Raw genomic sequence first — 24888 nt, 5'->3', positions numbered from 1 at the left:
GAATGGTGCAGATACGGTGGCCTACGTGAGGACCAGCGAGGAGCAGCGCGCCAGTACCGCGCTGTTGACGGACAAGTACGAGCTGACCATGCTCGCGGCGGCATTGCGGGACGCCTCCGCACACCGCCGCTGCACGTTCGAGGTGTTCGCCCGCCGGCTGCCCGAAGGCCGGCGCTACGGCGTGGTCGCGGGGACGGGCCGGTTCCTGGACGCGCTGGCGGACTTCACCTTCGACGACGGCGCCCTGGCGTCGGTCGCCGGGTTCCTCGATGCGGCCACCCTGGACTATCTGGCGGGCTACCGCTTCGCCGGTGACGTGGACGGCTACCCGGAGGGCGAGCTGTTCTTCCCGGAGTCCCCCGTGCTGTCGGTGCACGGCACCTTCGCCGAGTGCGTCATCCTGGAAACCCTTGTCCTGTCGATCCTCAACCACGACAGCGCCATCGCGTCGGCCGCCGCCCGGATGGTGAGCGCCGCCGTCGGCCGCCCGCTGATCGAGATGGGCTCGCGGCGCACCCATGAGCAGGCCGCGATCGCCGCCGCCCGGGCCGCCTGGATCGCCGGTTTCGCGGGCACGTCCAACCTGGCCGCCCAACGCACCTACGGCGTCCCCGCCCTGGGGACCAGCGCGCACGCCTTCACCCTGCTGCACACCACCGAAGACGGCCCGGATGAGCAGGCGGCCTTTCGCGCGCAGGTCGACGCGCTCGGTGTCGACACCACGTTGTTGGTGGACACCTACGACATCACCACCGGGGTGGCGAACGCGATCGCCGTGGCCGGGCCCGAACTGGGTGCGGTCCGCATCGACTCCGGTGATCTGGGCGTGCTCGTCCGGCAGGTCCGCGACCAACTCGACGGTCTCGGCGCCACCGGTACCAAGATCGTCGTCTCCAGTGATCTCGACGAATTCGCCATCGCTGCACTGCGCGCCGAACCCGTCGACAGCTACGGGGTCGGCACCTCACTGGTGACGGGATCGGGCGCCCCCACCGCGGGCATGGTCTACAAACTGGTCGAGGTCGACGGTCGTCCCGTGCAGAAACGCAGCGCGCACAAGGAATCTCACGGTGGCCGCAAGGCGGCGCTGCGGCTGGCAAAACCCTCCGGCACGGTCGTCGAAGAAGTCGTCTACCGGGTCGGCCACCCGCCCGAGACCGGCGGCAGCCTGACCGCCCGACCGCTGACGGTCGACCTGGTGCGCGCGGGTGTGCGCGTCGACGGGGACACCGACCTGGCGGCCGCTCGCGAGCGGGTGGCGGCCGGCCTGCTCAGCTTGCCGTGGGACGGACTCGGGTTGTCGAAGGGCGACCCGGCCGTACCCACCCGGCATGCCCCACCCACGTGACCGGCACCCCGGTCAGCGACCTGCTCGCCACCGCGGTCACCGCGCTCGGCGGCGCCCAGCGCACCGGCCAGATCGAGATGGCCGAGGCGGTGGCACAGTCCTTCGACACCGGCGAGCACCTCGCGGTGCAGGCCGGCACCGGAACCGGTAAGTCGCTGGCATATCTGGTGCCCTCCATCGCGCGCGCCGCCGCCGGGCACGCCCCGGTGGTGGTGTCCACCGCCACGATCGCCCTGCAGCGTCAGCTGGTCGACCGCGACCTGCCCAGGCTGGCCGACGCGCTGGCCCCCGCGCTGCCGCGCAAGCCCACCTTCGCCCTGCTGAAGGGCCGCGGAAACTATCTGTGCCTGAACAAGATTCACAACGGCGCCAACACCGACCCGGCCGAGGACCGGCCACAGGAGGAGCTGTTCGACCCGGTCGCCGCGACCGCCCTGGGCCGCGACGTCAAACGGCTGACCGCATGGTCGTCCGATACCGAGACCGGCGACCGCGACGAAGTGGTGCCCGGGGTGCCGGACCGGTCCTGGAGTCAGGTCAGCGTCTCCGCGCGCGAATGCATCGGCGTGTCCCGCTGCCCGTTCGGCACCGACTGCTTCTCCGAGCGCGCCAGGGGCAAGGCGGGCACCGCCGACATCGTCGTCACCAACCACGCGCTGCTGGCCATCGACGCCATCGCCGACGCCTCGGTGCTGCCCGAGCACGACTACCTGGTGGTCGACGAGGCCCACGAACTCGTCGACCGGGTGACCGGGGTGGCCACCGGTGAACTGTCGGCCACCCTGCTCGGCGCCGCGCAGCGCCGCATCGGGCGCCTCGTCGACGCCGAACTGGCCGACCGGCTGGACGCCGCGGGATCGATTCTGGCCTCGGCCATCCACGACGGCGAGCCGGGCCGCATCGACTTCCTCGACGAGGAGCTGGCCACCTACCTGACCGCCGTGCGGGACGCCGCGCACGCGATCCGCTCGGCCATCGACACCACGCCCACCGATCCCCAGGCCGCCGCGGCGCGGACCGAGGCGGTCACCGCGGTGACCGAGATCGGCGACATCGCCTCGCGCATCCTGGATTCGTTCGTGCCCGCCATCCCCGACCGGCGCGACGTGGTGTGGCTGGAACACGAGGAGACCCGCAACAACGGGAAGCGGGCGATGCTGCGGGTGGCGCCGCTGTCGGTGTCAGGACTGTTGCGCACCAGGATCTTTGCGCGTTCGACTGTGGTGCTGACCTCGGCAACGCTGACCCTCGGCGGCAACTTCGAGGCGATGGCCGCGGGCTGGGGACTGGCCGGTGAGGACGGAAGTCCTTGGCGGGGAATGGATGTCGGCTCCCCGTTCGAGCACGCCAAGTCCGGCATCCTCTATGTGGCCAAGCATCTGCCCGCGCCGGGGCGCGACGGCACCTCCCCGGCCCAGCTCGACGAGATCGCCACGCTCATCACCGCCGCCGGCGGGCGCACGCTCGGATTGTTCTCCTCGATGCGCGCGGCCAAGGCCACCGCCGAGGCGATGGCCGCGCGGTTGGACACCCCGGTGCTGTGCCAGGGCGAGGATTCCACCGCGACCCTCGTCCAGCGGTTCAGCGATGACGCCGCGACGTCGCTGTTCGGCACGCTGTCGCTGTGGCAGGGCGTCGACGTGCCGGGGCCGTCGCTGTCCCTGGTGATCATCGACCGCATCCCGTTCCCGCGGCCCGACGACCCGCTGCTCACGGCGCGGCAGCGGGCCATCGCCGCGCGCGGCGGCAACGGATTCATGGCGGTGGCGGCCAGTCACGCCGCCCTGCTGCTGGCTCAGGGCGCAGGCCGGTTGCTGCGCCGCGTCGACGATCGGGGTGTCGTCGCGATCCTCGATTCCCGGATGGCGACCGCCCGGTACGGCGGTTACCTACGCTCGTCGCTGCCGCCGTTCTGGGCGACGACGGATACCGATCGGGTCATCGCGGCGCTGCAGCGTCTGCACGGCGGGTGATTTCCCCGCCCCACCTGCCGGGCGTTCACCTATTCTTTCGGTCATGAATCGCCGACGGTTGGTTGCGACCGTGTTCGCCGCGTGCGTGCTGCTGCTGGTGACCTCGTGTGCACATACCTTGCAGGGCAACGCGGTATCGGTGTTCGCCGACCCGTTCCGGGTGGCCGGGATGCCCGCCACCGACGGGCCCACCGGCCTGCGCGACGATGCCGCCGACCCGACCCGGGAGGTGACCGACACCGACGACGGCGAGATCGACCGGCTGGCGGCGAGCTCGGTCAGCGATATCGAAGAGTTCTGGAGCCAGGCCTTCCCCGACGCGTTCGACGGCGACTTCACCCCCGTCGACGAGCTGATCTCCTGGGACGCCGACGGTTTCGACGGCGAGTTCTGCGGGTCGGACACCTACAACCTGGTCAACGCGGCGTTCTGTCATGACGACAACACCATCGGCTGGGACCGCGGCGTGCTGATGCCCTCGCTGCGCAAGGCCAACGGCGACATGGCGGTCACCATGGTGCTCGCCCACGAATACGGGCATTCGGTGCAGAAGCAGGCCGGTCTGGTCCGCAAATCCACCCCCACCCTGGTCTCCGAGCAGCAGGCCGACTGCCTGGCAGGTTCGTACATGCGCTGGGTGGCAGAGGGCCACTCCAAGCGATTCACGCTGTCCACCGGCGACGGCCTGAACAATCTGCTGGCGGCGATGATCTCGTTCCGCGACCCGCTGCTGAACGAGGGTGACACCGAGGCCGGCGCGGACGAACACGGCTCGGCCTTCGAACGGGTGTCGGCCTTCCAGTTCGGCTTCACCGACGGCGCCACGTCCTGCGCGTCGATCGACCCTGCCGAGATCAAGCAGCGGCGCGGTGACCTGCCGGTGCTGCTGCCCGAGGACCAGTCGGGCGAACTGCAGATCTCCGAGGAGTCGGTGCGGTCCATCATCGACGCGATGGGCATCCTGTTCTCCCCCCAGAATCCACCGAATCTGACCTTCGACCGGCCCGACTGCCCCGACGCGCATTCCGATGCGGCGGTGACGTTCTGCCCGGCGAGCAACACCATGTCGGTGGATCTGCCCGCGCTGGAGGCGGTGGGTGCCCAATCCGAGGACGAGCACGGGACGGGCCTGACCACCGGGGACAACACCGCCTACTCGGTGCTGGTGTCCAGGTACATGCAGGCGATCCAGCATGAGCGCGGCGGCGTGGCCCTCGACAGCGCCAAGGCCGCGCTGCGGACCGCCTGCCTCACGGGTGTCGCCACGGTGAAGATGACCCAGGAGGTGAACACGCCGGACGGCAACACCATTCAGCTGACCGCGGGCGACGTCGACGAAGCCGTCTCCGGCATCCTCATCAACGGTCTGGTCGCCAGCGACGTCAACGGGGAGTCCGTGCCGTCGGGCTTCTCCCGGATCGACGCGTTCCGGGTCGGCGTGCTCGGCGACGAGGACCGCTGCTTCAAGCGGTTCCCCTGAGCGCTCAGACGATCTTCGTCAGCCCGTAGTACCCGAGCACGACGTCGGATTGGTCGGTGGAACGGGTCAGCACGGCGTAGGAGCGCAGGAACGACTGGCCGACGCACCCGTCGATCTTGATGTGGAAGTTGGACACCATCACCCACGGGTCGGGGCCTTTGAACTCCTTCTTCACCACCGGGACGGTGTTCACCAGACCGGGTTTCAGGGCCACCGCGATACCGCCGGTGATCGGGACCGAGAAGATGGGCGCGACGCCCGTCGGCAGCGCGCCGAGCGGACCGCTGAAGCCCAGACCGCTGTTCAACCCGATGGACCCGTTCATCACGACACCGTTGGACGTGCTCATGTCGATTCCGCAGCCGATCTGAAACCCGACCTCCAGTACGCCGCGCGGCGATTCACCGTCCGGGGCATCCAGGCGGCCGGTGAAGGTGCCGCCGGCGGAGTACTCGCGGGAGGAGACGGCCGTGGTCAGCGGGGCGATGGGCATCTGCGTCTCGTCCTTGGACGAGATGGTCAGCGTCCAGCCGTCGGGTGTCTTCAACGTCTGTGGTGGCGCCGAGGCGACCCTGCCGTCGTCGAGCGGGGGCGGCGGTGGCGTACCGTCGGGCGGCGGTGACGCGTCGGCGGCGACGGGTTCGATCGCGGGGTCGGCGGGGTCGGCGCCGGCCACCCCGACGCATAGCGGGGCACACAGCACCAGCGCCCCGGCGCAGGCGCCCAGCACGGTCGACCGGATCGGCATTCTCGGAACTTACCCAATCCCGTTCTCACCGCCACCAGGTGTGCTCAGAAAAGCGCTCAGGCTCGTTCGGTCGGGCTGGGCAACCTCAGCACGTAACCCGATTCCAGCGCCACCCACAGCGCACCGTCGGGTGCCACCGCCAAGCCGTGCGGTTCGCTGCCCGCGGGCAGATCGATCGTCGCGACATCACCGTCCGCACTCACCCGGGCGAGCTGGTCGGCGCCCCAGAGGCTGACCCACACGCCGTCGGCCTGGTCGGCCACCACCGCGTGCGGTTTGCCGGGCAGGTCGAGCTCCTGGATCGCCTCGTTCATCGGGATGCGGCCGAGTTTGTCGGCGCGGATGGCGGTGAACCACACCGCGTCGTCGTGGGTCGCGGTGATCCCGACCGGTCCCGACGACGGCGTCGGGGTCTGGCGGGTGCTGACCGTGCCCGCCATGTCCACCCGGCCGATCGCACTGGTCCCGTTGAGCGTGAACCACAAGGCACCGTCGGGTCCCGCAGTGATCATCGACGGGCTCCCGCCCGGTGCGGCCACCATGTCCACCGCACCGGCCGCGTCGATCCGCCCGACCATGCCGGAGGTCATCGCGGTGAACCACAGGGCATCGTCCGACCCCACGCACAGACCGAAAGGCGAACTGCCGTGCGGCAATTCGACTTCACTGAGCGAGCCGTCCACCTCGATACGGCCAATCCGGTCATCGCCGCTGCGGGTGAACCACAGCGCACCGTCGGGCCCCGGGGTGATGATCGACGGCTTGCTCTCGGGATGCACCGGATAGACGGCGAGCCCGCCATCGGGCGCGACGCGGGCGATCTCCCCGCTGTGCACCAGCGTCACCCAGACAGCACCGTCGGGTCCCGGGGTCAGGGCGTACGGGCCGCCCGGCACTTCGACGTCGAGGACTTGACTCATGCCAGCGTGACGAGCCCGAGTTCACCCGTGCCGGCCAGCAGGCGGTGCTTCGGCAGCACCCGCACCGTGTAGCCGACGGGGCCGGCCGCGGGCAGCGGTGCGGTGGTCGAGAAGATCTGGTTACCGCCGTCCGCGGATCCGACGAGTGACATGGCCACGGTCACGGGATTCTGCAGCACGTCGCCGGCGTCCACACTGCCGAGCACCGCCTGCACCACCACCTCGTCGGGGGCCAGACCGGCCAGATATACCGAGGCGGTCAAGGTCAGCTCGCTGCCCAGTACCGGGGTGTCGGGCAGCCCGGAGCTGTCGACATCGGTGATCTGGATCCGCGGCCACGCCGCGACCGCGCGCTGCCGGTAGTCGGCCAGCTCCCGAGCCGCACCGAACGGCTCCCCGCTGGCATCGCCGCCGGGTTCGATGGTGGCGCGCAGCGACTGCGCCGCCGGGGCGTAGTACTTCTCGGTGTAGTCGCGCACCATCCGCGACGCCAGCACCTTCGGGCCGAGCACCTGCAGGGTATGGCGCACCATCTCCACCCACCGGGCGGGCACGCCATGTTCGTTGCGCTCGTAGAACTTCGGCGTCACCGAGGATTCCAGCAGGTCGTAGAGCGCCCCTGCCTCGATGTCGTCACGGCGGCCCTCATCGGCGAGGCCGTCTGCGGTCGGGATCTCCCAACCGTTCTCGCCGTCGTACCACTCGTCCCACCACCCGTCGCGGATGGACAGGTTCAGCCCGCCGTTGAGGGCGCTCTTCATGCCCGACGTGCCACACGCCTCCAGCGGGCGCAACGGATTGTTCAGCCACACGTCGCAACCCCAGTAGAGAAGCCGCGCCATCGACATGTCGTAGTCCGGCAGGAACGCGATGCGGTGACGCACCTCGGGGCGGTCGGCGAAGCGCACGATCTGCTGGATCAGCGCCTTGCCGCCGTCATCGGCCGGGTGCGATTTACCGGCGACGATCAGCTGCAGGGGCCGTGACTCGTCGAGCAGCAACTTCTCCAGCCGGACCGGATCGCGCAGCATCAGGGTGAGCCGCTTGTAGGTGGGCACCCGGCGGGCGAACCCGATGGTCAGCACCTCGGGGTCGAACGCGGTGGCGATCCAGCCGAGCTCCGCCTCGGACGCGCCCCGTTCCAGCCAGGACCGGCGCAGCCGGGCCCGGACATCCTGCACGAGCAGTGCCCGCAGTTGCGACCGGATCCACCACAGATGCCCGGGGTCGACCTGCTGCAGCCGCTGCCAGGTCTCCGCTTCGCTCAGCGAATCCAGGTCGTCGCTGCCGATCAGCTCGCGCGCCAGCTCCACCCATTGCGGGGCCGCCCACGTCGGTGCGTGCACCCCGTTGGTGATGGACCCGATGGGCACCTCGGCGGTGTCGAAACCCGGCCAGAGCTCGTTGAACATCTCCCGGCTGACCCGCCCGTGGAGCAGCGACACCCCGTTGGCGCGCTGGGCCAGCCGCAGGCCCATATACGCCATGTTGAACTTCGACGGATCGTCCTCCGCGCCGAAAGCGATGATCCGGTCCAGCGGAACACCAGGCAGCAGAAGCGAATTCACGCCCGCTCCGAAATAGTGCTCGACCAGCTCGACCGGGAACCGGTCGATACCGGCGGGCACCGGGGTGTGCGTGGTGAACACCGTGGAGGAGCGCACCACCGTCAGCGCGGTGTCGAAGTCCAGCCCGGCGTCGATCAGCTCACGGATGCGTTCGGCACCCAGGAATCCCGCGTGCCCCTCGTTCATGTGGAACACCTCGGGCGCGGGACGGCCTTCGATCTCGGTATACGCGCGGATGGCACGGACCCCGCCGATACCGGCGAGGATCTCCTGCTTGATGCGGTGCTCCTGGTCACCGCCATACAGCCGATCGGTGACGGTGCGCAGGTCGTGCTCGTTCTCGCCGATATCAGAATCGAGCAGCAGCAACGGGATTCGGCCCACCTGGGCCACCCAGACATGGGCGAACAGGTGCGCGCCGTCGGGCAGCGCGAGATCGATCAGCACCGGTTCCCCGTCACCGCGGGTCAGCAGCCGCAGCGGCAACCCCTGCGGATCGAGCGACGGATAGTTCTCGTGCTGCCAGCCGTCGGCGGTCAGTGACTGCCGGAAGTAGCCGGACCGGTAGTACAAGCCGACGCCGATCAGCGGCAGCCCCAGATCCGAGGCGGATTTCAGGTGGTCACCGGCAAGAATGCCGAGACCACCGGAATAGTTCGGCAGCACCTCGGCGACACCGAACTCCATAGAGAAATAGGCGATTCCGCTGGGCAACGCATCACCGGCGGACTGCTTCTCCTGATACCACAGCGGCCGGGTCAGGTAGTTGTCCAGATCGGCGGCAAGGTGGTCGACACGTTCCAGAAAGCCGCCGTCGGCCGCGAGTTCGTCGAGCCGGTGCGGGCTGACCCCGCCGAGCAGCGCGATGGGATCCTGCCCGACCTGCTGCCAGAGTTCGCCGTCGATGGCCGCGAACAGATCCTGCGTCGGTTTGTGCCACGACCACCGCAGATTGTTGGACAGGCGCTCCAAGGCGCCGAGACGATCGGGCAGGTGGGCTCGGACGGTGAACCGGCGAAGAGCTTTCACGTGTCTTCACCTTACGGACAATCCCACCGGCACTCCTCCCCGGTCGCTGCGCTCCTGCCCACCGGCACTCCTCCCCGGTCGCTGCGCTCTCCCCCGCAAGCGGGTGGTGCCCCCAGCCCACCGGGGGTGATTACAACGTGGCTTCATCGGGCACCCTGTGCGCATCTGACTACTACGGTGGACATCGACGCGCGGCGAGACAGCCGCGCCCACATGAGGGAGTGAATGGGTGCCCGGTCGTATCGAGATCGATGACGTCGCGCCCGTACTGTCCGGCGGGCGTTTCCCTGCCAAAGCTGTCGTCGGCGAGGTGGTGCCGGTCAGCGCGGCAGTGTGGCGCGAGGGCCATGACGCAGTGGCCTCGACGCTGGTGGTGCGTTATCACGGTTCCGCGTACCCGCAGCTTGTCGGCGATCCGCCGGGGATCAAACCGACGCCCCCCGTGCCTGCCACCCCGCCGCGCATCAAACCGCTGGCCCTCCCGATGGCACCGGGTCGCACGCCCGACGTGTTCCACGGCCAGTTCACCCCGGACCGGGTTGGGTTGTGGACTTTCCGGGTAGATGGTTGGAGTGACCCCATCAGTACGTGGCGAAAGGCGGTCACCGCCAAACTCGACGCCGGCCAGAGTGAAACCGAACTGTCCAACGATCTACTGGTCGGTGCGCAACTGCTGGAGCGGGCCTCCACCGGAGTACCCCGCGAGCACCGGCAGCCACTGCTGGACGCCGCTGCGGCCCTTCGCAGGCCGGGGGATCCTCTGACCCGCGCGGCCGAAGCCCTCTCCCCCGCGGTCAGTGACTTGCTGCGGAAGTATCCGCTGCGTGAATTGATCACCCGCGGTGAACAATTCGGCGTGTGGGTGGACCGCCCGCTGGCCCGGTTCTCGGCTTGGTATGAACTGTTCCCGCGCTCCACCGGCGGCTGGGACGGTGACGGCAACCCGGTGCACGGCACGTTCGCCACCGCCGCGAAAGACCTGCCGCGCGTCGCCCGGATGGGCTTCGACGTGGTGTACCTGCCGCCGATCCACCCGATCGGCAAGGTGCACCGCAAGGGTCCCAACAACTCGGTGACAGCGGCACCCGGCGACGTCGGTTCGCCGTGGGCCATCGGCAGTGACGAGGGTGGCCACGACGCCGTGCACCCCGAGTTGGGTGGCATCGAGGGATTCGACGACTTCGTCGCCGCCGCAACCGATCAGGGCCTGGAGGTCGCCCTGGACCTGGCGTTGCAGTGCGCTCCCGACCACCCGTGGGCCAAGGCGCATCCGGAGTGGTTCACGGTGCTGCCCGACGGCACCATCGCCTACGCGGAAAATCCGCCGAAGAAGTACCAGGACATCTATCCGATCAACTTCGACAACGACCCGGCCGGCCTGTACGAGGAAGTGCTGCGGGTGGTGCGGCACTGGATCTCGCACGGTGTCAAGATTTTCCGTGTCGACAACCCGCACACCAAGCCGCCGAACTTCTGGGCGTGGCTGATCGGCAAGGTCAAAGACGAAGCGCCCGAGGTGCTGTTCCTGTCCGAGGCGTTCACCCGACCGGCACGGATGTACGGCCTGGCCAAACTCGGCTTCACCCAGTCTTATTCGTATTTCACCTGGCGAACCGCCAAGTGGGAGATCACCGAATTCGGCGAGGACATCGCCAAATACGCCGACACCGCGCGGCTCAACCTGTTCGTCAACACCCCCGACATCCTGCACGAGTCGCTACAGCACGGCGGTCCCGGCATGTTCGCCATCCGCGCCGCCCTGGCCTCCACTCTCAGTCCGGCGTGGGGCGTGTATTCCGGCTTCGAACTCTTCGAGCACGAACCGGTGCGCGAGGGCAGCGAGGAGTACCTGAACTCGGAGAAGTACGAACTGCGGCCGCGTGATTTCGAGTCGGCTCTGGCCGCCGGGCGCTCGCTCGAGCCATTCGTATCCCGGCTCAACGAGATTCGGCGCCTGCACCCGGCGCTGGCACAGATGCGCACCATCAAATTCCACCACATCAACAACGACGCACTGCTGGCGTACAGCAAGTTCGACCCGATCAGCGGTGACTGTGTCCTGGTGGTGGTGACGCTCAATGCGTTCGGCCCGGAGGAGGGCACGCTCTGGCTGGACATGGCCGCACTGGGCATGGAGGCCTACGAGCGGTTCTGGGTCCGCGACGAGATCACGGGCGAGGAATACCAATGGGGCCAGTCCAATTACGTCCGCCTGGACCCCGTCAGGACCGTCGCCCATGTCATCAACATGCCGCTGATCCCGCACGACGACCGAATGACCCTACTGCGAAGGGAGTGAACCGATGACCCGGATCAACCCTGCCACCAGCACGCACCTGCGTCCCGGCGATGCCGACCTGCACCGCCTGCTGTCCGGCGAGCACCATGACCCGCACTCGATCCTCGGCGCGCACGAATACGGTGATCACACCGTCATCCGGGTGCTGCGGCCCAACGCATCCGAGGTCACGGCACTCGTCGGCGGTGAGCGGTACCCGTTCAGCCACGTGGAGGACGCGTTGTTCGCGGTCGCGCTGCCGATCACCGGCTTGATCGACTATCGACTGAAAATCAGCTATCCCGACGGTCATTCCGTCACGACGGCCGACCCGTACCGCTTCCTGCCGACCCTCGGGGACGTGGATCTGCACCTCTTCGCAGAGGGGCGCCACGAACGACTGTGGGACGTGCTGGGTGCCCACCCACGCACCTACACCACCCCCGACGGCCCGGTGGAAGGTGTTTCGTTCGCCGTGTGGGCCCCGAATGCCAAGGGCGTCAGCCTGATCGGCGATTTCAATCACTGGGCCGGCAACGACGCCCCGCTGCGGACTCTCGGTTCCACCGGGGTGTGGGAGGTCTTCTGGCCGGGCTTCCCGACCGACGGACTGTACAAATTCCGCGTGCACGGCGCCGACGGCGTGGTCACCGAGCGGGCCGACCCGATGGCATTCGCCACCGAGGTTCCGCCGGCGCGGGCGTCGCGGGTGAACGAGAGCACCTACACCTGGAGCGACGACGAATGGATGACCGGGCGGGCCCTGCGCAACCCGGTGTTCGAGCCGATGAGCACCTACGAGGTGCACCTGATGTCGTGGCGGCCGGGCCTGACCTACCGCCAGCTCGCCGACGAACTCACCGAATACGTGGTGGCACAGGGCTTCACGCACGTGGAGCTGCTGCCGGTCGCCGAGCACCCGTTCGGCGGGTCGTGGGGCTACCAGGTCACGTCGTACTACGCGCCGACCTCGCGTCTGGGCACCCCCGATGAGTTCCGACACCTGGTCGACACGTTGCACCAGGCCGGTATCGGGGTCATCGTCGACTGGGTGCCTGCGCACTTCCCGAAGGATTCCTGGGCACTGGGCCGATTCGACGGCACCGCCCTCTACGAACACGCCGATCCCCGCCGGGGCGAGCAACTGGACTGGGGCACTTACGTATTCGACTTCGGCCGCTCGGAGGTGCGTAACTTCCTGGTGGCCAACGCTTTGTACTGGCTGCAGGAATTCCACATCGACGGGCTGCGCGTCGACGCCGTAGCGTCCATGCTGTACCTGGATTACTCGCGGCCGGCCGACGGCTGGACCCCGAACAAATACGGCGGCCGCGAGAACCTGGAGGCGGTGCAGTTCCTGCAGGAGATGAACGCCACGGTGCACAAGATCCACCCCGGCATCGTCACCGTCGCCGAGGAATCCACCTCGTGGCCCGGCGTCACCCGCCCGACAAACCTTGGTGGCCTTGGCTTTTCCATGAAATGGAACATGGGCTGGATGAACGACACGCTGGCCTACATCGCCCGCGACCCCATCCACCGCAACTACCACCATCACGAGATGACCTTCTCGATGCTGTACGCGTTCAGCGAGAACTACGTGCTGCCGATCAGCCACGACGAGGTGGTGCACGGCAAGGGCACCCTGTGGGGCCGGATGCCGGGCAACGATCACACCAAGGCCGCCAGCGTGCGAGGTCTGCTGGCCTACCAGTGGGCCCATCCCGGCAAGCAGCTGCTGTTCATGGGCCAGGAGTTCGGGCAGCGCGCGGAATGGTCCGAGGAGCGCGGGCTGGACTGGTTCCAACTCGGCGAGCAGAGCTTCTCCACCGGCATCCAGCGGCTGGTCACCGATATCAACGGGCTCTACCGCAGCCGTCGTGCGCTGTGGTCGCGGGACACCGTTCCCGACGGCTACTCGTGGATCGACGCCAACGACTCGACGAACAACGTGCTCAGCTTCCTGCGCTTCGGCGACGACGGATCCGTGCTGGCCTGCGTGTTCAACTTCTCCGGTGCCGAGCACGCGCAGTACCGGCTCGGCCTGCCGCACACCGGGACCTGGCGCGAGGTGCTCAACACCGACGCGACCATCTACAACGGTTCCGGCCTGGGCAATTTCGGCGCGGTGGAAGCCACCGCCGAGCCGTGGCACGGCCGTCCCGCCTCCGCGCTGATGTCGTTGCCGCCGCTGGCCGCGCTCTGGTTCGAGCCCGCCTGAGCCCGACCTCGGCGCTCAGTACAGCGCGTTGGCCAGGTTGCGCCGACCGGCGATGACGTCCGGGTCGGCCGCGTCGAACAGCTCGAAGAGTTCGATCAGCCGGGTCCGGACGGCCGTGCGGTCGTCTCCGGCGGTCCGCTTGATCAGCGCGATCAGCCGGTTGAACGCCGGTGCGACGCTCTGCTGCAGGATCTCGACATCGGCAGCGGCGAACGCGGCTTCGATGTCGCCGGGGGCGGCGTCGGCCGCCGCGACGGCATCAGGATTGCGGACGGTCGCCCGCTGCAGGAAAGAAATCTGACGGATGGCCCCGGTGGCCTCGGCGTCGTTCGGCTTGGCCACCAGGATCGCCTGGTAGGCGGCCAGCGCGGCGTCGAAGTCGCCGTTGTCCAGATGCTCCCGCGCGGCGGCCACCTCGGGGTCGACCTGCTCGGGCTCGTCGCCCTCGCCGCCGCCGTTGCCCGCCGCGGCCTGCAGCAGCGAATCGATCCAGCGTCGCAGCTGCTCCGGGGGCTGCGGGCCCTGGAAGCTGGCCACCGGCTGGCCGCCGACGACCGCCACGACGGTGGGGACAGCCTGCACACCGAACATCTGCGCCACCCGCGGTGTGGTGTCGACGTTCACCAGAGCCAGCGCCCAGGTGTCGCCGTCGGCAGCGGCCAACTCGGCGAAGACGTCGCCGAGCGCGACGCTGGCCTCGCTACGCGGGGTCCACAGCAGCACCACCACGGGCTTCTCGCCGGAGCGGACCAGGACCTCGGCTTCGAGGTTGGCTTCGGTCACCTGGATGGCGCCGGACGGGCCTGCGGGGGCGGCCTGCGACGGCGGGGGTTGCTTGAGGGCCGACAGATCGATCGCGCCTGCCAGCGCGGGGCCCAGAGACGGCCGGGGTCGTGTCACGCCGACAAGTCTGTCACGTCGCGGGAGTGCTCGACCCGGCTGGTTGCCGCATCCGGCCGAGCCGGCCGGTGCGGTCCGCCCACATGACGAAGATCACACTGGCCAACGGCACGATGCTTGCCAGCAAGGCCAGGACCCAGGTCGACAGCGACCACTTGTGCGCCAGCCCCACCAGCACCGCGAGCAGCACGAAAGCGACGAAGATGCCGCCGTGGATCGGTCCGAACACCTTCACACCGATCTCGGTGCGGGGTGTACCCACGTACTTGAAGTACATCCCGACCAGCAGACCCACCCAGCTGACGGCTTCAGCCGCCGCCACCACGCGAAACCAGCCGGGACCACGCTCGGCACCGAATCCTCGAACAACACTCGCCATACCGGCCATTGTGCCCGAGGAATCGGTCAGCTACTACGCCCCGTCGTTGATGTCAGGGGCGGCGCAGGATCAGCGCGTCGCCCTGGCCGCCGGCACCGCACAGCGCGGCGACGGCGTAACCGGAGCCCTTGCGGGCCAGCTCCAGGGCGGCATGCAGGGTGATCCGGGCGCCGGACGTGCCGATCGGGTGACCGATCGCGATGGCGCCACCGTTGACGTTGACCTTCTCCGGGTCCACGCCGAGTTCCTTCGTCGAGGCCAGCGAGACCGCGGCGAACGCCTCGTTGATCTCGATGACGTCGAGCTGCTCGACGGTGATGCCTTCCCGCTCGATGGCCTTCTTGATGGCGTTGGCGGGCTGGCTCTGCAGCGTGGAATCCGGGCCCGCGACCACACCGTGCGCGCCGATCTCGACCAGCCACTGCAGCCCGAGCGCTTCGGCCTTGGCCTTGCTCATCACCACGACCGCGGCGGCACCGTCGGAGATCTGCGACGCCGAGCCGGCGGTGATGGTGCCGTCCTTGCGGAACGCCGGCTTGAGCCCACCCAGCGATTCCGCGGTGGTGTTGGCCCGGATGCCCTCGTCCTCGGTGAACTCGATGGGGTCACCCTTGCGCTGCGGGATCGAGACCGCCACCACCTCGTCGGCGAAGACGCCGTCCTTCCAGGCGGCCGCGGCCTTCTGGTGCGACTGGGCGGCCACTTGGTCCTGCTGCGCGCGGGTGAACTGGTCCACATCGTTGCGCTGCTCGGTGAGCGCGCCCATCGGCTGATCGGTGAACACGTCGTGCAGGCCGTCATAGGCCAGGTGGTCCACCAGCGTGGTGTCCCCGTACTTGAAGCCCTCGCGGCTCTTGGGCAGCAGGTGCGGCGCCTGGCTCATGGACTCCTGGCCACCGGCCACCACGACCTCGAACTCACCGGCGCGGATCAGCTGATCGGCCAGCGCGATGGCATCGATGCCGGACAGGCACATCTTGTTGATGGTCAGCGACGGCACGTCCCAGCCGATCCCGGCTGCGACGGCGGCCTGGCGCGCGGGCATCTGCCCTGCACCGGCGGTCAGCACCTGACCCATGATCACGTAGTCGACCTCAGAGGCAGCGACACCGGCCTTCTCCAGGGCGCCCTTGATGGCGATGGCCCCCAGATCGCTGCCAGAAAAGTCCTTGAGCGACCCCATCAGCTTGCCAACCGGGGTACGGGCGCCCGCAACGATCACCGAGGTCGTCATTTCCATCCTCCAAGGGTTCTGTAAAGCCTAGTGTGGCCTATCACACAGGCATAAAAACTGCTATGTCAGGTTACTTTTAGTCTATGACCACCGAGCACGTCGACGCCCGACCGGCCCTCGCCAGCGCACTGGTGACCGCGATCGATCACGTCGGAATCGCCGTGCCGGACCTGGATGCCGCGATCAAGTGGTACCACGACCACCTCGGCATGATCGTGCTGCACGAAGAGGTCAACGAGGATCAGGGCGTCCGCGAGGCCATGCTGTCGGTACGCGGCGCCGCCAAGGGCAGTGCACAGATCCAGCTGTTGTCCCCGCTGGACGAGAAGTCCACCATCGCCAAGTTCATCGACACCCGCGGGCCCGGCCTGCAGCAGCTGGCCTACCGGACCAGCGACATCGACGCCCTGTCCGAGCGCCTGCGCGCCGACGGCGTCCGGCTGCTCTACGACGCGCCGCGGCGCGGTACCGCAGACTCCCGGATCAACTTCATCCATCCCAAGGACGCCGGTGGCGTGCTGATCGAGCTCGTCGAACCGGCTGCTGAAGAGCACTAACTCCAGCGACGCGTCGGGCTTCGATTCGCTCGGTTCGTCCAGCACGGCGTATGCCAGTGCCTGCGGTCCTCCATGTCAGGACCGTGTGCGGGCCACACCAGCACATGCGCAACGCCCGGCTTGAGCTCGTGATCGCAGCCGGGGCAGCGGTAGAACTTCTCCGCACGTGCCGCCGGCACCGGCCGCACGTGATAGTCGTCGCCGTCGGGACCGATCTCCAGCCGCGGCGGCGACGGCAGCGGCCGCATCGGCCGGGCTCGCCGAACCGGACGCCGCGCCATCAGAACAACCGGAACTCGTCGTTGTCCATGCCGCGCATCTTGTCGTAATCCAGTACCACACAACGGATTCCGCGATCCTCGGCCAACGTGCGGGCCTGCGGCTTGATCTGCTGGGCGGCGAAGACGCCGCTGACCGGCGCCAGCACGGTATCGCGATTGAGCAGCTCGAGGTAGCGGGTCAACTGCTCGACGCCGTCGATCTCGCCCCGCCGCTTGATCTCCACGGCCACCGACCGGCCGGTCTCATCCCGGCACATCAGATCCACCGGACCGATCGCCGTCATGTACTCGCGGCGCACCAGGGTGAACCCCGCGCCCAGCAGTTCGACGTGCTCGGCCAGCAGCACCTGCAGGTGGGCCTCGACCCCGTCCTTGACCAACCCGGGATCCACGCCCAGCTCGTGGCTGGAGTCGTGCTCGATGTCCTGCACGGTGATGCGGAGCTGCTCCCCCGCCTTGTTCTCCACCACCCACACCGTCTCGGCGCCGTCGGCCGTCGCGTCGGTGACCCAGCAGGGCGGACTCATCCAGTTCAGCGGCTTGTAGGCGCGGTCGTCCGCATGCACGCTGACCGAGCCGTCGGCCTTGAACAGCAGCAGCCGGCGAGCCGAGGGCAAGTGAGCGGTGAGGCGGCCGACGTAATCGACGGTGCATTGGGCGATGACGAGGCGCACCGAACCACCATAGATTGCCCGGGCTTTGTCACTAGGCTGGCGCCACGATGACTCCAGAAAAGACCGCTGCCCAACGCCTCGGCCGTGTCCTGGAGAGGATGACCCGCCAGACCAGTCACGGCAGCGCCACTCCGGAGTACGGATCGTGGATCCTGGGCCGCGTCTCGGAGAGCCAGCGCCGGCGCCGTGTCCGCATCCAGACGATCCTCACGACGGTGGTGCTCGGCGCCAACCTCATCGGGGTCGGGGTCGCGCTTCTCGTCGTCACCGTGACGTTCCCGGTGCCCAGCGTCTTCGACCCGAAGGTGCTCTGGATCACGTTCGCGGTCGCACCCGCCTACATCACGCTGGCGTTCATCGTCGGCGTCATCTGGGCGACGAACCGCGTGATCAACAACGTCCGCTGGGCGCTCGAGGAACGCGAGCCCACCCCGCGCGATCAGCGCAACACCTTCTTCGCCCCGTGGCGGCTGACCCGCGTGCTGCTGGTGCTGTGGGCGATCGGAACCTTCGTGCTGACCCTGCTGTACGGCCTGCAGGACAGCCAGTACATCCCCAAAGTGCTTCTCGGCATCAGCTTTCCCGGCATCGTGGTGTCGGCAAGCTGCTATCTGTTCACCGAGTTCGCGCTGCGCCCGGTCGCCGCCCAGGCTCTGGAAGTCGGCCCGCCGCCACGTCGTTTCGCGCCCGGCATCATGGGCCGGACGATGACGGTCTGGGCGCTGGGCTCCGGAGTACCGGTGCTGGGCATCCTGCTCGCCGCCATCATCACGCTCTCGCTGCAGATCGTGTCGCCGACGCAGTTCACCGTGGCGGTGATGATCCTCGCGATCTTCGCGCTGGTGTTCGGTTTCATCCTCATGTGGATTCTGTCCTGGCTCACCGCCACACCCGTGCGGGTGGTGCGGGCCGCGCTCAACCGCGTCGCAGAGGGCGACCTCGACACCGAGCTGGTGGTGTTCGACGGGACCGAACTCGGCCAGCTACAGCGCGGCTTCAACTCGATGGTGGTCGGCCTGCGTGAACGTGAGCGGGTACGTGATCTCTTCGGAAAGCACGTCGGCCGTGACGTGGCCGCCTTGGCGGAGAAGGAACGCCCTGAGCTCGGCGGCGAGGAACGCCACGCCGCAGTGGTTTTCGTCGATGTCATCGGTTCCACCGCACTGGTCGCCAGCAGGCCGGCCGTGGAGGTGGTCGCGCTGCTGAACCGCTTCTTCGCCGTCATCGTCGACGAGGTGGACCAGCACCACGGCCTGGTCAACAAATTCGAGGGCGACGCGGTGCTGGCGGTGTTCGGCGCCCCCGTCTCGCTGCCGAACGCCGAGGATGAGGCACTGGGCGCCGCCCGCGCCATCGCCACCCGCCTGCGTACCGAGGTCCCCGAACTGAACGCGGGAATCGGCGTGGCGGCAGGCCAAGTGGTGGCGGGGAACGTCGGCGCGAAGGAGCGTTTCGAGTACACGGTGATCGGCGAGCCGGTGAACGAGGCGGCCCGGTTGTGCGAGCACTCGAAAACCGTGCCGGGCCAGCTGGTGGCGTCCTCGGCCACGCTGCAGGGCGCCACCGAGACCGAGAGCGCCCATTGGACTCTCGGCGACACCGTCGCCCTGCGCGGACTCGACGAGCCCACCCGGCTGGCCCTACCGGTCTGAGCGCCTCACTGCCCGCGCACCAGCGCCCGGGCGGCGTCCACGGCATCCTCCACGCTGACGTACCGGATGTCCTCGAACTCCGATCCCTCGGGGATCACGATGCGGTCGGGGTCGACGATCAGTCCGGCCTTGCCGCGGTCACGCAGCACGGTGCTCATCCCGGAGAGCAACGCCCTGGCCGCATCGTCGATATCGTCGACGCGCGAGACATCCAGGATGCCGACCGTGAAGTCGTCGCAGCCGCGGTCGACGGTGCGCACCACCTGCTCGGCCCCGCAGAACAGCAGATCCCCGTGTGTCTCGTAGACCCGGATGTTGTCGTGGGGTTCGTAGACGGCGCGCAAGGTCGCGCGGGAATCGCGCGAGACGGTCAGGAAGTGCAGGCCCAGCTGCTCGGACAGACTGCGGCACAACAACACTGCGCGCACGCTGTTGCCCTTGGTATCCAGCAGCGGCGAGTAGACACCGATGCCCACCTGGCCGGGCAGCACCGCCACGATGCCGCCGCCCACCCCACTCTTGGCCGGCATGCCGACCGCACTGACCCAATCGCCAGCGGCGTCGTACATCCCGCACGTCACCATGACCGACAACGTCCGCTTGACCACCCCCGCGTCGGTCACCCGGCGCCCGGTCATCGGATTGATCCCGCCGCGGGCCAGCGTGGCGGCCATCCGGGCCAGGTCGGTGGTGGTGACGTTGAACGAGCATTGCCGGAAGTACACATCGAGCACCTCGTCGGGATCACCGTCGAGCACACCGAAACTGGCCAGCATGTAGGCGATCGCCCGGTTGCGGCTGCCGGTCCGCTTCTCCGACGCGTACACCGCCGGGTCGATGTCCAACTGCCGCCCGGCGAACGCCGAGTAGAACTCCCGGATCAGCCCGAACTTCTCATCCGGGGTGGCGCCTGGAATGAGTGACACCGCCGCGATCGCCCCGGCATTGATCATCGGGTTCTTCGGCGTCTTGGTGATGCGGTCGACGCTGATCTCGTTGAACGCCTCCCCGGAGGGCTCGACGCCGATCTTGGCATCGACCGCCCGTTGCCCTATCTGGTCAAGGGCGAGCGCGTAGGTGAACGGTTTGGAGATCGACTGGATGGTGAACTCGGTTGCCGCATCACCGGATTCGTAGACGAAGCCGTCCGAGGACGAGAGCGAGACGCCGAACCCGTTGGGGTCGACGGTGGTCAACTCCGGGATGTAGCTCGCGAGCGCACCGTCGCTCACCCCGGCGAGCTCGGATCGGATGACGTCCAGATACTGCTGTACCAATGCGGCCACAGGCCGAGATTCTACGGCTGCGGATAGGGCGCGAACCGCTTGTTGAATCCGCTCTTGCGGGTGGCGATCTGCACGGCACGATCCGCGGCGGTGACGTAGGTGGCTTCCTGCGGCAGCGCGTCGGCGAGTTTGTCCAGCGTGACGACCCGGTAGCCCACCGTCGGGGCGGTGTCCTCGGTGAGGCCCTGGAAGCGGATGGAGATGGTGCCCTGGTTCAGTCCGCCGGTGGAAACCCAGTTCGCCACGTGCGGATCGGTCGGCGACACCACGATCGTGTAGGTGCCGTCGTCGTTGCGCACCGACTGGGAGAGGTTGAGGCTGGTCTGCTCGTTCCAGTAGTCCTTGGTCACCGTCCAGTCGTCGGTCACCGGAACCACGAAATAGCCTGCGCCGTCCGGGTTGATGGTCAACACGAGTGCCTGGTCGTCGTCGAGCTGGAAGTAGCCGGCACTCTGCAGTTGGGTGGCAAGGAACTCCGCGTTGCGGGTGGGGTTGCGGAAGACGTTCGGTTCCTGGCGCTGACCCGTGGTCGGATCGGTGGTGGCCACGGCCATGTACTTGGCTTCGCGCTGGATGCCCAGCGCCATGATCACCGCCGTCACCGTGCCGCGCACCACCGGCGGCACGAAGGGTAGGGGCGGGACCAGCGAGACGAGCTTGGTCAGCAAGGGATTGCGCACCACGGTGGGCCCGATCCCCGGGATGGCGAACCCGCCGAGCTGGCTGAAGAGGCTGTTCGGCGGGCCACCGACGCGCTTGATCTCCAAGCTCATCGGAACCTCGGTTCCCCAGTCCGACAACGTGTTCCGGGTCGCGATGAGGGTGGCTTCGGGCGGCAGCTGCAGATGGTTGTCGCGCCCGCCGGCCGGCGTGGAGTCCGCAGTGATGGTGAAGCTGCCGTCCGCGTTGAATTTCAGTTTGTCCTTGGTGAGCACCGAGGTGGTGTCCCCGGTCAGCCCGGTCAGGACGCTGAAGGTGGTGTCGGCCGGCACCTTGTCGGGATCAGAGAACCGGCCGGTGATGACGTACTTCGAGGCGCCGTTGACGCCCATGAAGCGGTAGATGGTGTCCGGGTTGTCGTAGAGGATCCGCGACGCCCCGGTGTCCTGTCCGTACCAGGTGTGCGGCGGGGCGACCTGCATGACGACGGTCGGCTTGGCCGAATTGAGCAACTGCTGCTGGAATGCCGATGCCAGCGCATACGCGTCGACCGCCGCGTCGAGGCGGTCGAGGTTCTCCTGATCCGGACCGTCGACCCGGTCGAACTGTTGCTTGGCCGCGGACAAGAAGCCCGCGCGAAGAACAAGTTTCACCAGCTTGACCGGAAGGGAATCGACGGTGCGCTTGGCCACCTTCTCGGCCGCAAGCTGGTTGGCGGTGCCCAGCGGATTGGTCGTCACAGCCGGTTCGGCGGTGGTGGACGGCACCTTGGCCGTGGCGCCGCTCGCCGCGGTGGCAGTGCGCACGTTCGACGAGGCGTCGTTGTCGTGGCCCACTTCGCGGCGCGCGACGCCGGCCAGCGCCACGGCGGCCGGATTGTCCTTGGGGACGCGGGGGTGATCCGAGGTCGCCCGCGCCTTCTTCTCGGTCTTCTCGGTCTTCTCGGTCAGACGGGCCTCCGCGCGCTGAGTCTTCACGACCGGGCGTCGTGCGGTGCGGGAATTATGGGCGGCGGGCGCCGCATCTGCGGCGTCGGCTTTCGGGGTGTCCGCGGAATCCGCGGAGGCGGACGGAGCCGAATCCGAGGTGGTCTCGGCGGTAGCGATGCCCGGGCTGTTGGCGATCGCGGCACCGATTCCCAGTGCCACGGCCAGCCCGCCGATGCGGCCGATGAATGCTGTGCTGCCGGACAAGCTGCACCTCTTCTGTGATCGCAACTCTTGTTGACGGACGTTCAACCGATACCACCGATGTGTGCACGGGTGCGTGCAATTGACCGAATTCCGAACCCGCCCGATCCCGAGGGCGGCGCGAGGCGAGAGCCTCTATCAGCACGTTTCTCGCCGCAGCGGTGACATCATCCCTCCCGCGTCACGGTGCACGAAAGTGCCGGCACCGTCCGCGGCGCCGCACCACTTCGATGTCGGTTTTCCGCCAGTGCTGTCGGTGGGTGCGTGTAAAGCTGATTGCATGCACGACGATTTCGACCGCTGCTACCGGGCCGTCCAGTCCAAGGACGCCCGGTTCGACGGGTGGTTCGTCACCGCCGTGCTCACCACCGGAATCTATTGCCGCCCCAGCTGCCCCGTACGTCCGCCGCTGGCCCGCAACGTGGTGTTCCATCCGACGGCGGCGGCCGCCCAGCGCATGGGTTTCCGAGCGTGCAAGCGCTGCAGGCCCGATGCGTCACCGGGGTCCCCGGAGTGGAATGTCCGCGGCGATGTGGTCGCCCGCGCGATGCGCCTGATCGCCGACGGTACCGTCGACCGGTCGGGCGTCACCGGACTCGCGGCGCACCTCGGCTACACCACCCGGCAGTTGGAGCGCCTCCTCCAAGCCGAGGTGGGCGCCAATCCACTGGCCCTGGCGCGGGCGCAGCGCACCCAGACGGCCCGAATTCTGATCGAGACCACCGATCTGCCGTTCGGCGACGTCGCCTTCGCGGCCGGATTCGCGAGTATCCGGCAGTTCAACGACACGGTGCGCGAGGTCTGCGCCCTCACCCCCACCGAACTGCGCCGACGAGCCAGGACCCGGTATGGCCGCGACGACCATGCCGGTGCCGACGTCTTGACCCTTCGGCTACCCGTCCGGACCCCGTTCGCCTTCGAGGGCTTGTTCGGGCATCTGGCGGCCAGCGCTGTCCCCGGCGTCGAGGAGGTGCGCGACGGCGCCTACCGGCGAACCTTGCGCCTGGCGTTCGGGTCCGCAGTGGTGAGCCTGACCCCGCAACCCGATCACGTGCGATGCCGGCTGGTGGTCGACGACTTCCGGGACCTGTCCGCGGCCATCGCCCGCTGTCGACGGCTACTCGACCTCGATGCCGACCCGACTGCCGTGGTCGAGGCACTGAGCGCCGACGCCCAACTGGCACCGCTGGTGGCCAAGGCACCTGGGCAGCGCATCCCGCGCACGGTCGACGAGGACGAGCTCGCCATCCGAGTGGTGCTGGGCCAGCAGGTGTCCATCAAGGCCGCACGCACACATGCCGGCCGGCTCGCCGGGCGGTACGGGACACCGATCGCCGATGCGGATGGCGGCCTCACACATACCTTTCCGACGGTCGAGCAGCTGGCTGCGATGGACCCGGATCAGCTCAAGATGCCCGGGTCACGGCGCCGCACCGTCATCGCCCTGGTCGCGGCGCTGGCTGCCGGCGAGGTCGAGTTGGATACGGGCGTGGACTGGAACCGGGCCAGGGCGCAGCTTCTCGCGTTGCCGGGGATCGGGCCGTGGACAGCGGAAGTGATCGCAATGCGCGGTCTCGGGGATCCGGACGCCTTCCCGGTGACCGACCTTGGTGTCCAAGCGGCGGCCGGATCTCTCGGGCTTCCCACCGGCACGGCTGCACTCACCGCACACAGCGTGGCCTGGCGGCCGTGGCGCGCCTATGCCACCCAGCACTTGTGGACCGCATTGGACCATGCCGTCAACGACTGGCCGCCCAAGGGAACGCCGCCAGTAGAACAGGAGAAATGATGTCGGTGATGAATTTCCGCGCCATCGACAGCCCGGTCGGGCTGCTCACGTTGGCCGGTATCGACGGACAGCTGATGCATCTGCGGATGGTGGATCAGACCTATGAACCCAACCGCGATCAGTGGCAGCCCGACGACGACGCCTTTCCCGATGTGGTGGAACAATTGCGGGCGTATTTCGACGGTTCGCGTACCGACTTCGACCTCGACCTGGAATTGCTCGGTACACCTTTCCAGCGCAAAGTGTGGCAGGCGCTGCTCACCATTCCGTACGGCGAGACGAGGACCTACGGGGAGATCGCCGAACAAATAGGGTCACCGACCGCTTACCGCGCCGTCGGATTGGCGAATGGTCACAATCCGATAGGCATCATCGTGCCCTGCCATCGGGTGATCGGCGCCAATGGCAGCCTCACTGGTTATGGCGGCGGATTGGATAAAAAGAAAGCTCTCCTGGAAATGGAGATGAGCCGTAATTCGCCGGCGCTGTTCTGAAATGGCCGCGGCGAATTCGACCTGAAACACAAAATGCCCCGGCCCTCCAATCGAAATTGGAGGGCCGGGGACTTAAATTGTGTTCGGCGGTGTCCTACTTTTCCACCCGAAAGGGTAGTATCATCGGCGCTGGTAGGCTTAGCTTCCGGGTTCGGGATGGGTCCGGGCGTTTCCCTGCCGCTATGGCCGCCGTAACTTTATTCACTCTTTTCTGAGTGCCCCCTGGT

Annotated in this window: 19 protein-coding genes and 1 rRNA gene; 9 read left to right on the top strand and 11 right to left on the bottom strand. The window is 68.0% G+C overall.

Annotated features, from left to right (window positions below; genetic code table 11):
• Positions 1 to 25 precede the first annotated feature (25 nt).
• From AC1DY7_RS22480 to AC1DY7_RS22470, 3 genes are read left to right on the top strand one after another with little or no spacing between them, the layout of a single operon-like run.
• Positions 26 to 1348, top strand: a complete 1323-nt coding sequence (locus AC1DY7_RS22480) for a nicotinate phosphoribosyltransferase (RefSeq protein ID WP_477495940.1) — start codon at positions 26 to 28, stop codon at positions 1346 to 1348.
• On the top strand, positions 1345 to 3321 hold the full coding sequence (locus AC1DY7_RS22475) for an ATP-dependent DNA helicase (protein WP_477495939.1): 1977 nt from the start codon (positions 1345 to 1347) through the stop codon (positions 3319 to 3321). The genes AC1DY7_RS22480 and AC1DY7_RS22475 overlap by 4 nt, the downstream gene beginning before the upstream one ends.
• A 43-nt stretch (positions 3322 to 3364) precedes the next feature.
• Positions 3365 to 4801, top strand: coding sequence for a neutral zinc metallopeptidase (locus AC1DY7_RS22470; protein WP_477495938.1), 1437 nt, complete (start codon positions 3365 to 3367; stop codon positions 4799 to 4801).
• 4 nt (positions 4802 to 4805) lie between these two features.
• Here AC1DY7_RS22470 and AC1DY7_RS22465 read toward each other — a convergent pair whose 3' ends face one another.
• The 3 genes from AC1DY7_RS22465 to glgP are packed head-to-tail and all read right to left on the bottom strand — an operon-like array spanning position 4806 to position 9066.
• Positions 4806 to 5549: an MspA family porin gene (locus AC1DY7_RS22465; protein WP_477495937.1), complete on the bottom strand. Its 744-nt coding sequence runs from the start codon at positions 5547 to 5549 to the stop codon at positions 4806 to 4808.
• Between the two features lie 56 nt (positions 5550 to 5605).
• Positions 5606 to 6469, bottom strand: a complete 864-nt coding sequence (locus AC1DY7_RS22460; protein WP_477495936.1) for a virginiamycin B lyase family protein — start codon at positions 6467 to 6469, stop codon at positions 5606 to 5608.
• Positions 6466 to 9066 carry an alpha-glucan family phosphorylase gene (gene glgP, locus AC1DY7_RS22455; RefSeq protein WP_477495935.1) on the bottom strand — a complete coding sequence of 867 codons (2601 nt, stop codon included), beginning with the start codon at positions 9064 to 9066 and terminating at the stop codon, positions 6466 to 6468. Before glgP ends, AC1DY7_RS22460 begins: the two co-directional genes overlap by 4 nt.
• Before the next feature lie 229 nt (positions 9067 to 9295).
• Here glgP and AC1DY7_RS22450 point away from each other — a divergent pair, with 229 nt between their 5' ends.
• Positions 9296 to 11365 carry an alpha-1,4-glucan--maltose-1-phosphate maltosyltransferase gene (locus tag AC1DY7_RS22450; RefSeq protein WP_477495934.1) on the top strand — a complete coding sequence of 690 codons (2070 nt, stop codon included), beginning with the start codon at positions 9296 to 9298 and terminating at the stop codon, positions 11363 to 11365.
• A 4-nt stretch (positions 11366 to 11369) separates the two neighbouring features.
• Positions 11370 to 13565, top strand: a complete 2196-nt coding sequence (gene glgB, locus AC1DY7_RS22445) for a 1,4-alpha-glucan branching protein GlgB (protein WP_477495933.1) — start codon at positions 11370 to 11372, stop codon at positions 13563 to 13565.
• A gap of 15 nt (positions 13566 to 13580) precedes the next feature.
• Here the strand turns inward: glgB and AC1DY7_RS22440 are convergent, their stop codons facing one another.
• Genes AC1DY7_RS22440 through AC1DY7_RS22430 form a run of 3 tightly spaced genes read right to left on the bottom strand, consistent with a single transcriptional unit; the run spans position 13581 to position 16078 of the window.
• Positions 13581 to 14465: a co-chaperone YbbN gene (locus tag AC1DY7_RS22440; RefSeq protein WP_477495932.1), complete on the bottom strand. Its 885-nt coding sequence runs from the start codon at positions 14463 to 14465 to the stop codon at positions 13581 to 13583.
• Positions 14466 to 14478: 13 nt separating this feature from the next.
• Positions 14479 to 14844 (bottom strand): DUF3817 domain-containing protein, encoded by a 366-nt coding sequence (locus AC1DY7_RS22435; RefSeq protein WP_477495931.1) that lies wholly within the window; start codon positions 14842 to 14844, stop codon positions 14479 to 14481.
• A gap of 52 nt (positions 14845 to 14896) precedes the next feature.
• Positions 14897 to 16078 (bottom strand): acetyl-CoA C-acetyltransferase, encoded by a 1182-nt coding sequence (locus tag AC1DY7_RS22430; protein ID WP_477496088.1) that lies wholly within the window; start codon positions 16076 to 16078, stop codon positions 14897 to 14899.
• Between the two features lie 83 nt (positions 16079 to 16161).
• Here AC1DY7_RS22430 and mce point away from each other — a divergent pair, with 83 nt between their 5' ends.
• Positions 16162 to 16635, top strand: a complete 474-nt coding sequence (gene mce, locus AC1DY7_RS22425) for a methylmalonyl-CoA epimerase (RefSeq protein WP_477495930.1) — start codon at positions 16162 to 16164, stop codon at positions 16633 to 16635.
• On the opposite strand, the gene AC1DY7_RS22420 is transcribed toward mce, so the two are convergent.
• Positions 16632 to 16883: a hypothetical protein gene (locus AC1DY7_RS22420; protein WP_477496087.1), complete on the bottom strand. Its 252-nt coding sequence runs from the start codon at positions 16881 to 16883 to the stop codon at positions 16632 to 16634. The genes mce and AC1DY7_RS22420 overlap by 4 nt on opposite strands.
• Positions 16884 to 16915: 32 nt before the next feature.
• Complete coding sequence (nucS, locus tag AC1DY7_RS22415; protein WP_477495929.1) at positions 16916 to 17590, bottom strand: endonuclease NucS; 675 nt, start codon at positions 17588 to 17590, stop codon at positions 16916 to 16918.
• Positions 17591 to 17637: 47 nt separating this feature from the next.
• Here nucS and AC1DY7_RS22410 point away from each other — a divergent pair, with 47 nt between their 5' ends.
• Complete coding sequence (locus AC1DY7_RS22410; protein ID WP_477495928.1) at positions 17638 to 19242, top strand: adenylate/guanylate cyclase domain-containing protein; 1605 nt, start codon at positions 17638 to 17640, stop codon at positions 19240 to 19242.
• A 5-nt stretch (positions 19243 to 19247) separates the two neighbouring features.
• On the opposite strand, the gene glsA is transcribed toward AC1DY7_RS22410, so the two are convergent.
• On the bottom strand, positions 19248 to 20528 hold the full coding sequence (glsA, locus tag AC1DY7_RS22405) for a glutaminase A (protein ID WP_477495927.1): 1281 nt from the start codon (positions 20526 to 20528) through the stop codon (positions 19248 to 19250).
• An 11-nt stretch (positions 20529 to 20539) separates the two neighbouring features.
• A complete protein-coding gene (locus AC1DY7_RS22400; protein WP_477495926.1) occupies positions 20540 to 22381 on the bottom strand; it encodes a DUF1214 domain-containing protein in 1842 nt (613 codons plus the stop codon).
• A gap of 277 nt (positions 22382 to 22658) precedes the next feature.
• On the opposite strand from AC1DY7_RS22400, the gene AC1DY7_RS22395 reads away from it, so the two are divergent.
• The gene (locus AC1DY7_RS22395; protein ID WP_477495925.1) at positions 22659 to 24167 is read left to right on the top strand and encodes an AlkA N-terminal domain-containing protein; all 1509 of its coding nucleotides are present in this window, start codon (positions 22659 to 22661) and stop codon (positions 24165 to 24167) included.
• Positions 24167 to 24661: a methylated-DNA--[protein]-cysteine S-methyltransferase gene (locus AC1DY7_RS22390; RefSeq protein WP_477495924.1), complete on the top strand. Its 495-nt coding sequence runs from the start codon at positions 24167 to 24169 to the stop codon at positions 24659 to 24661. Before AC1DY7_RS22395 ends, AC1DY7_RS22390 begins: the two co-directional genes overlap by 1 nt.
• 81 nt (positions 24662 to 24742) lie before the next feature.
• On the opposite strand, the gene rrf is transcribed toward AC1DY7_RS22390, so the two are convergent.
• Positions 24743 to 24855: ribosomal RNA gene (gene rrf, locus AC1DY7_RS22385) — 5S ribosomal RNA — on the bottom strand.
• Positions 24856 to 24888 lie beyond the last annotated feature (33 nt).

The sequence above is a fragment of the Mycobacterium sp. P2_H7 genome (genome assembly GCF_056403275.1).
The sequence above is the reverse complement of the archived record's forward strand: the minus strand, read 5'-3'. Positions and strand labels throughout refer to the sequence as shown.

Coding starts and splice junctions, on each gene's coding strand:
- AC1DY7_RS22470 (WP_477495938.1), top strand. CDS start 3,365: ATGAATCGCCGACGGTTGGTTGCGACCGTGTTCGCCGCGTGCGTGCTG.
- AC1DY7_RS22465 (WP_477495937.1), bottom strand. CDS start 5,549: ATGCCGATCCGGTCGACCGTGCTGGGCGCCTGCGCCGGGGCGCTGGTG.
- AC1DY7_RS22460 (WP_477495936.1), bottom strand. CDS start 6,469: ATGAGTCAAGTCCTCGACGTCGAAGTGCCGGGCGGCCCGTACGCCCTG.
- glgB (WP_477495933.1), top strand. CDS start 11,370: ATGACCCGGATCAACCCTGCCACCAGCACGCACCTGCGTCCCGGCGAT.
- AC1DY7_RS22435 (WP_477495931.1), bottom strand. CDS start 14,844: ATGGCGAGTGTTGTTCGAGGATTCGGTGCCGAGCGTGGTCCCGGCTGG.
- AC1DY7_RS22430 (WP_477496088.1), bottom strand. CDS start 16,078: ATGACGACCTCGGTGATCGTTGCGGGCGCCCGTACCCCGGTTGGCAAG.
- mce (WP_477495930.1), top strand. CDS start 16,162: ATGACCACCGAGCACGTCGACGCCCGACCGGCCCTCGCCAGCGCACTG.
- AC1DY7_RS22420 (WP_477496087.1), bottom strand. CDS start 16,883: ATGCGGCCGCTGCCGTCGCCGCCGCGGCTGGAGATCGGTCCCGACGGC.
- AC1DY7_RS22410 (WP_477495928.1), top strand. CDS start 17,638: ATGACTCCAGAAAAGACCGCTGCCCAACGCCTCGGCCGTGTCCTGGAG.
- AC1DY7_RS22395 (WP_477495925.1), top strand. CDS start 22,659: ATGCACGACGATTTCGACCGCTGCTACCGGGCCGTCCAGTCCAAGGAC.
- AC1DY7_RS22390 (WP_477495924.1), top strand. CDS start 24,167: ATGTCGGTGATGAATTTCCGCGCCATCGACAGCCCGGTCGGGCTGCTC.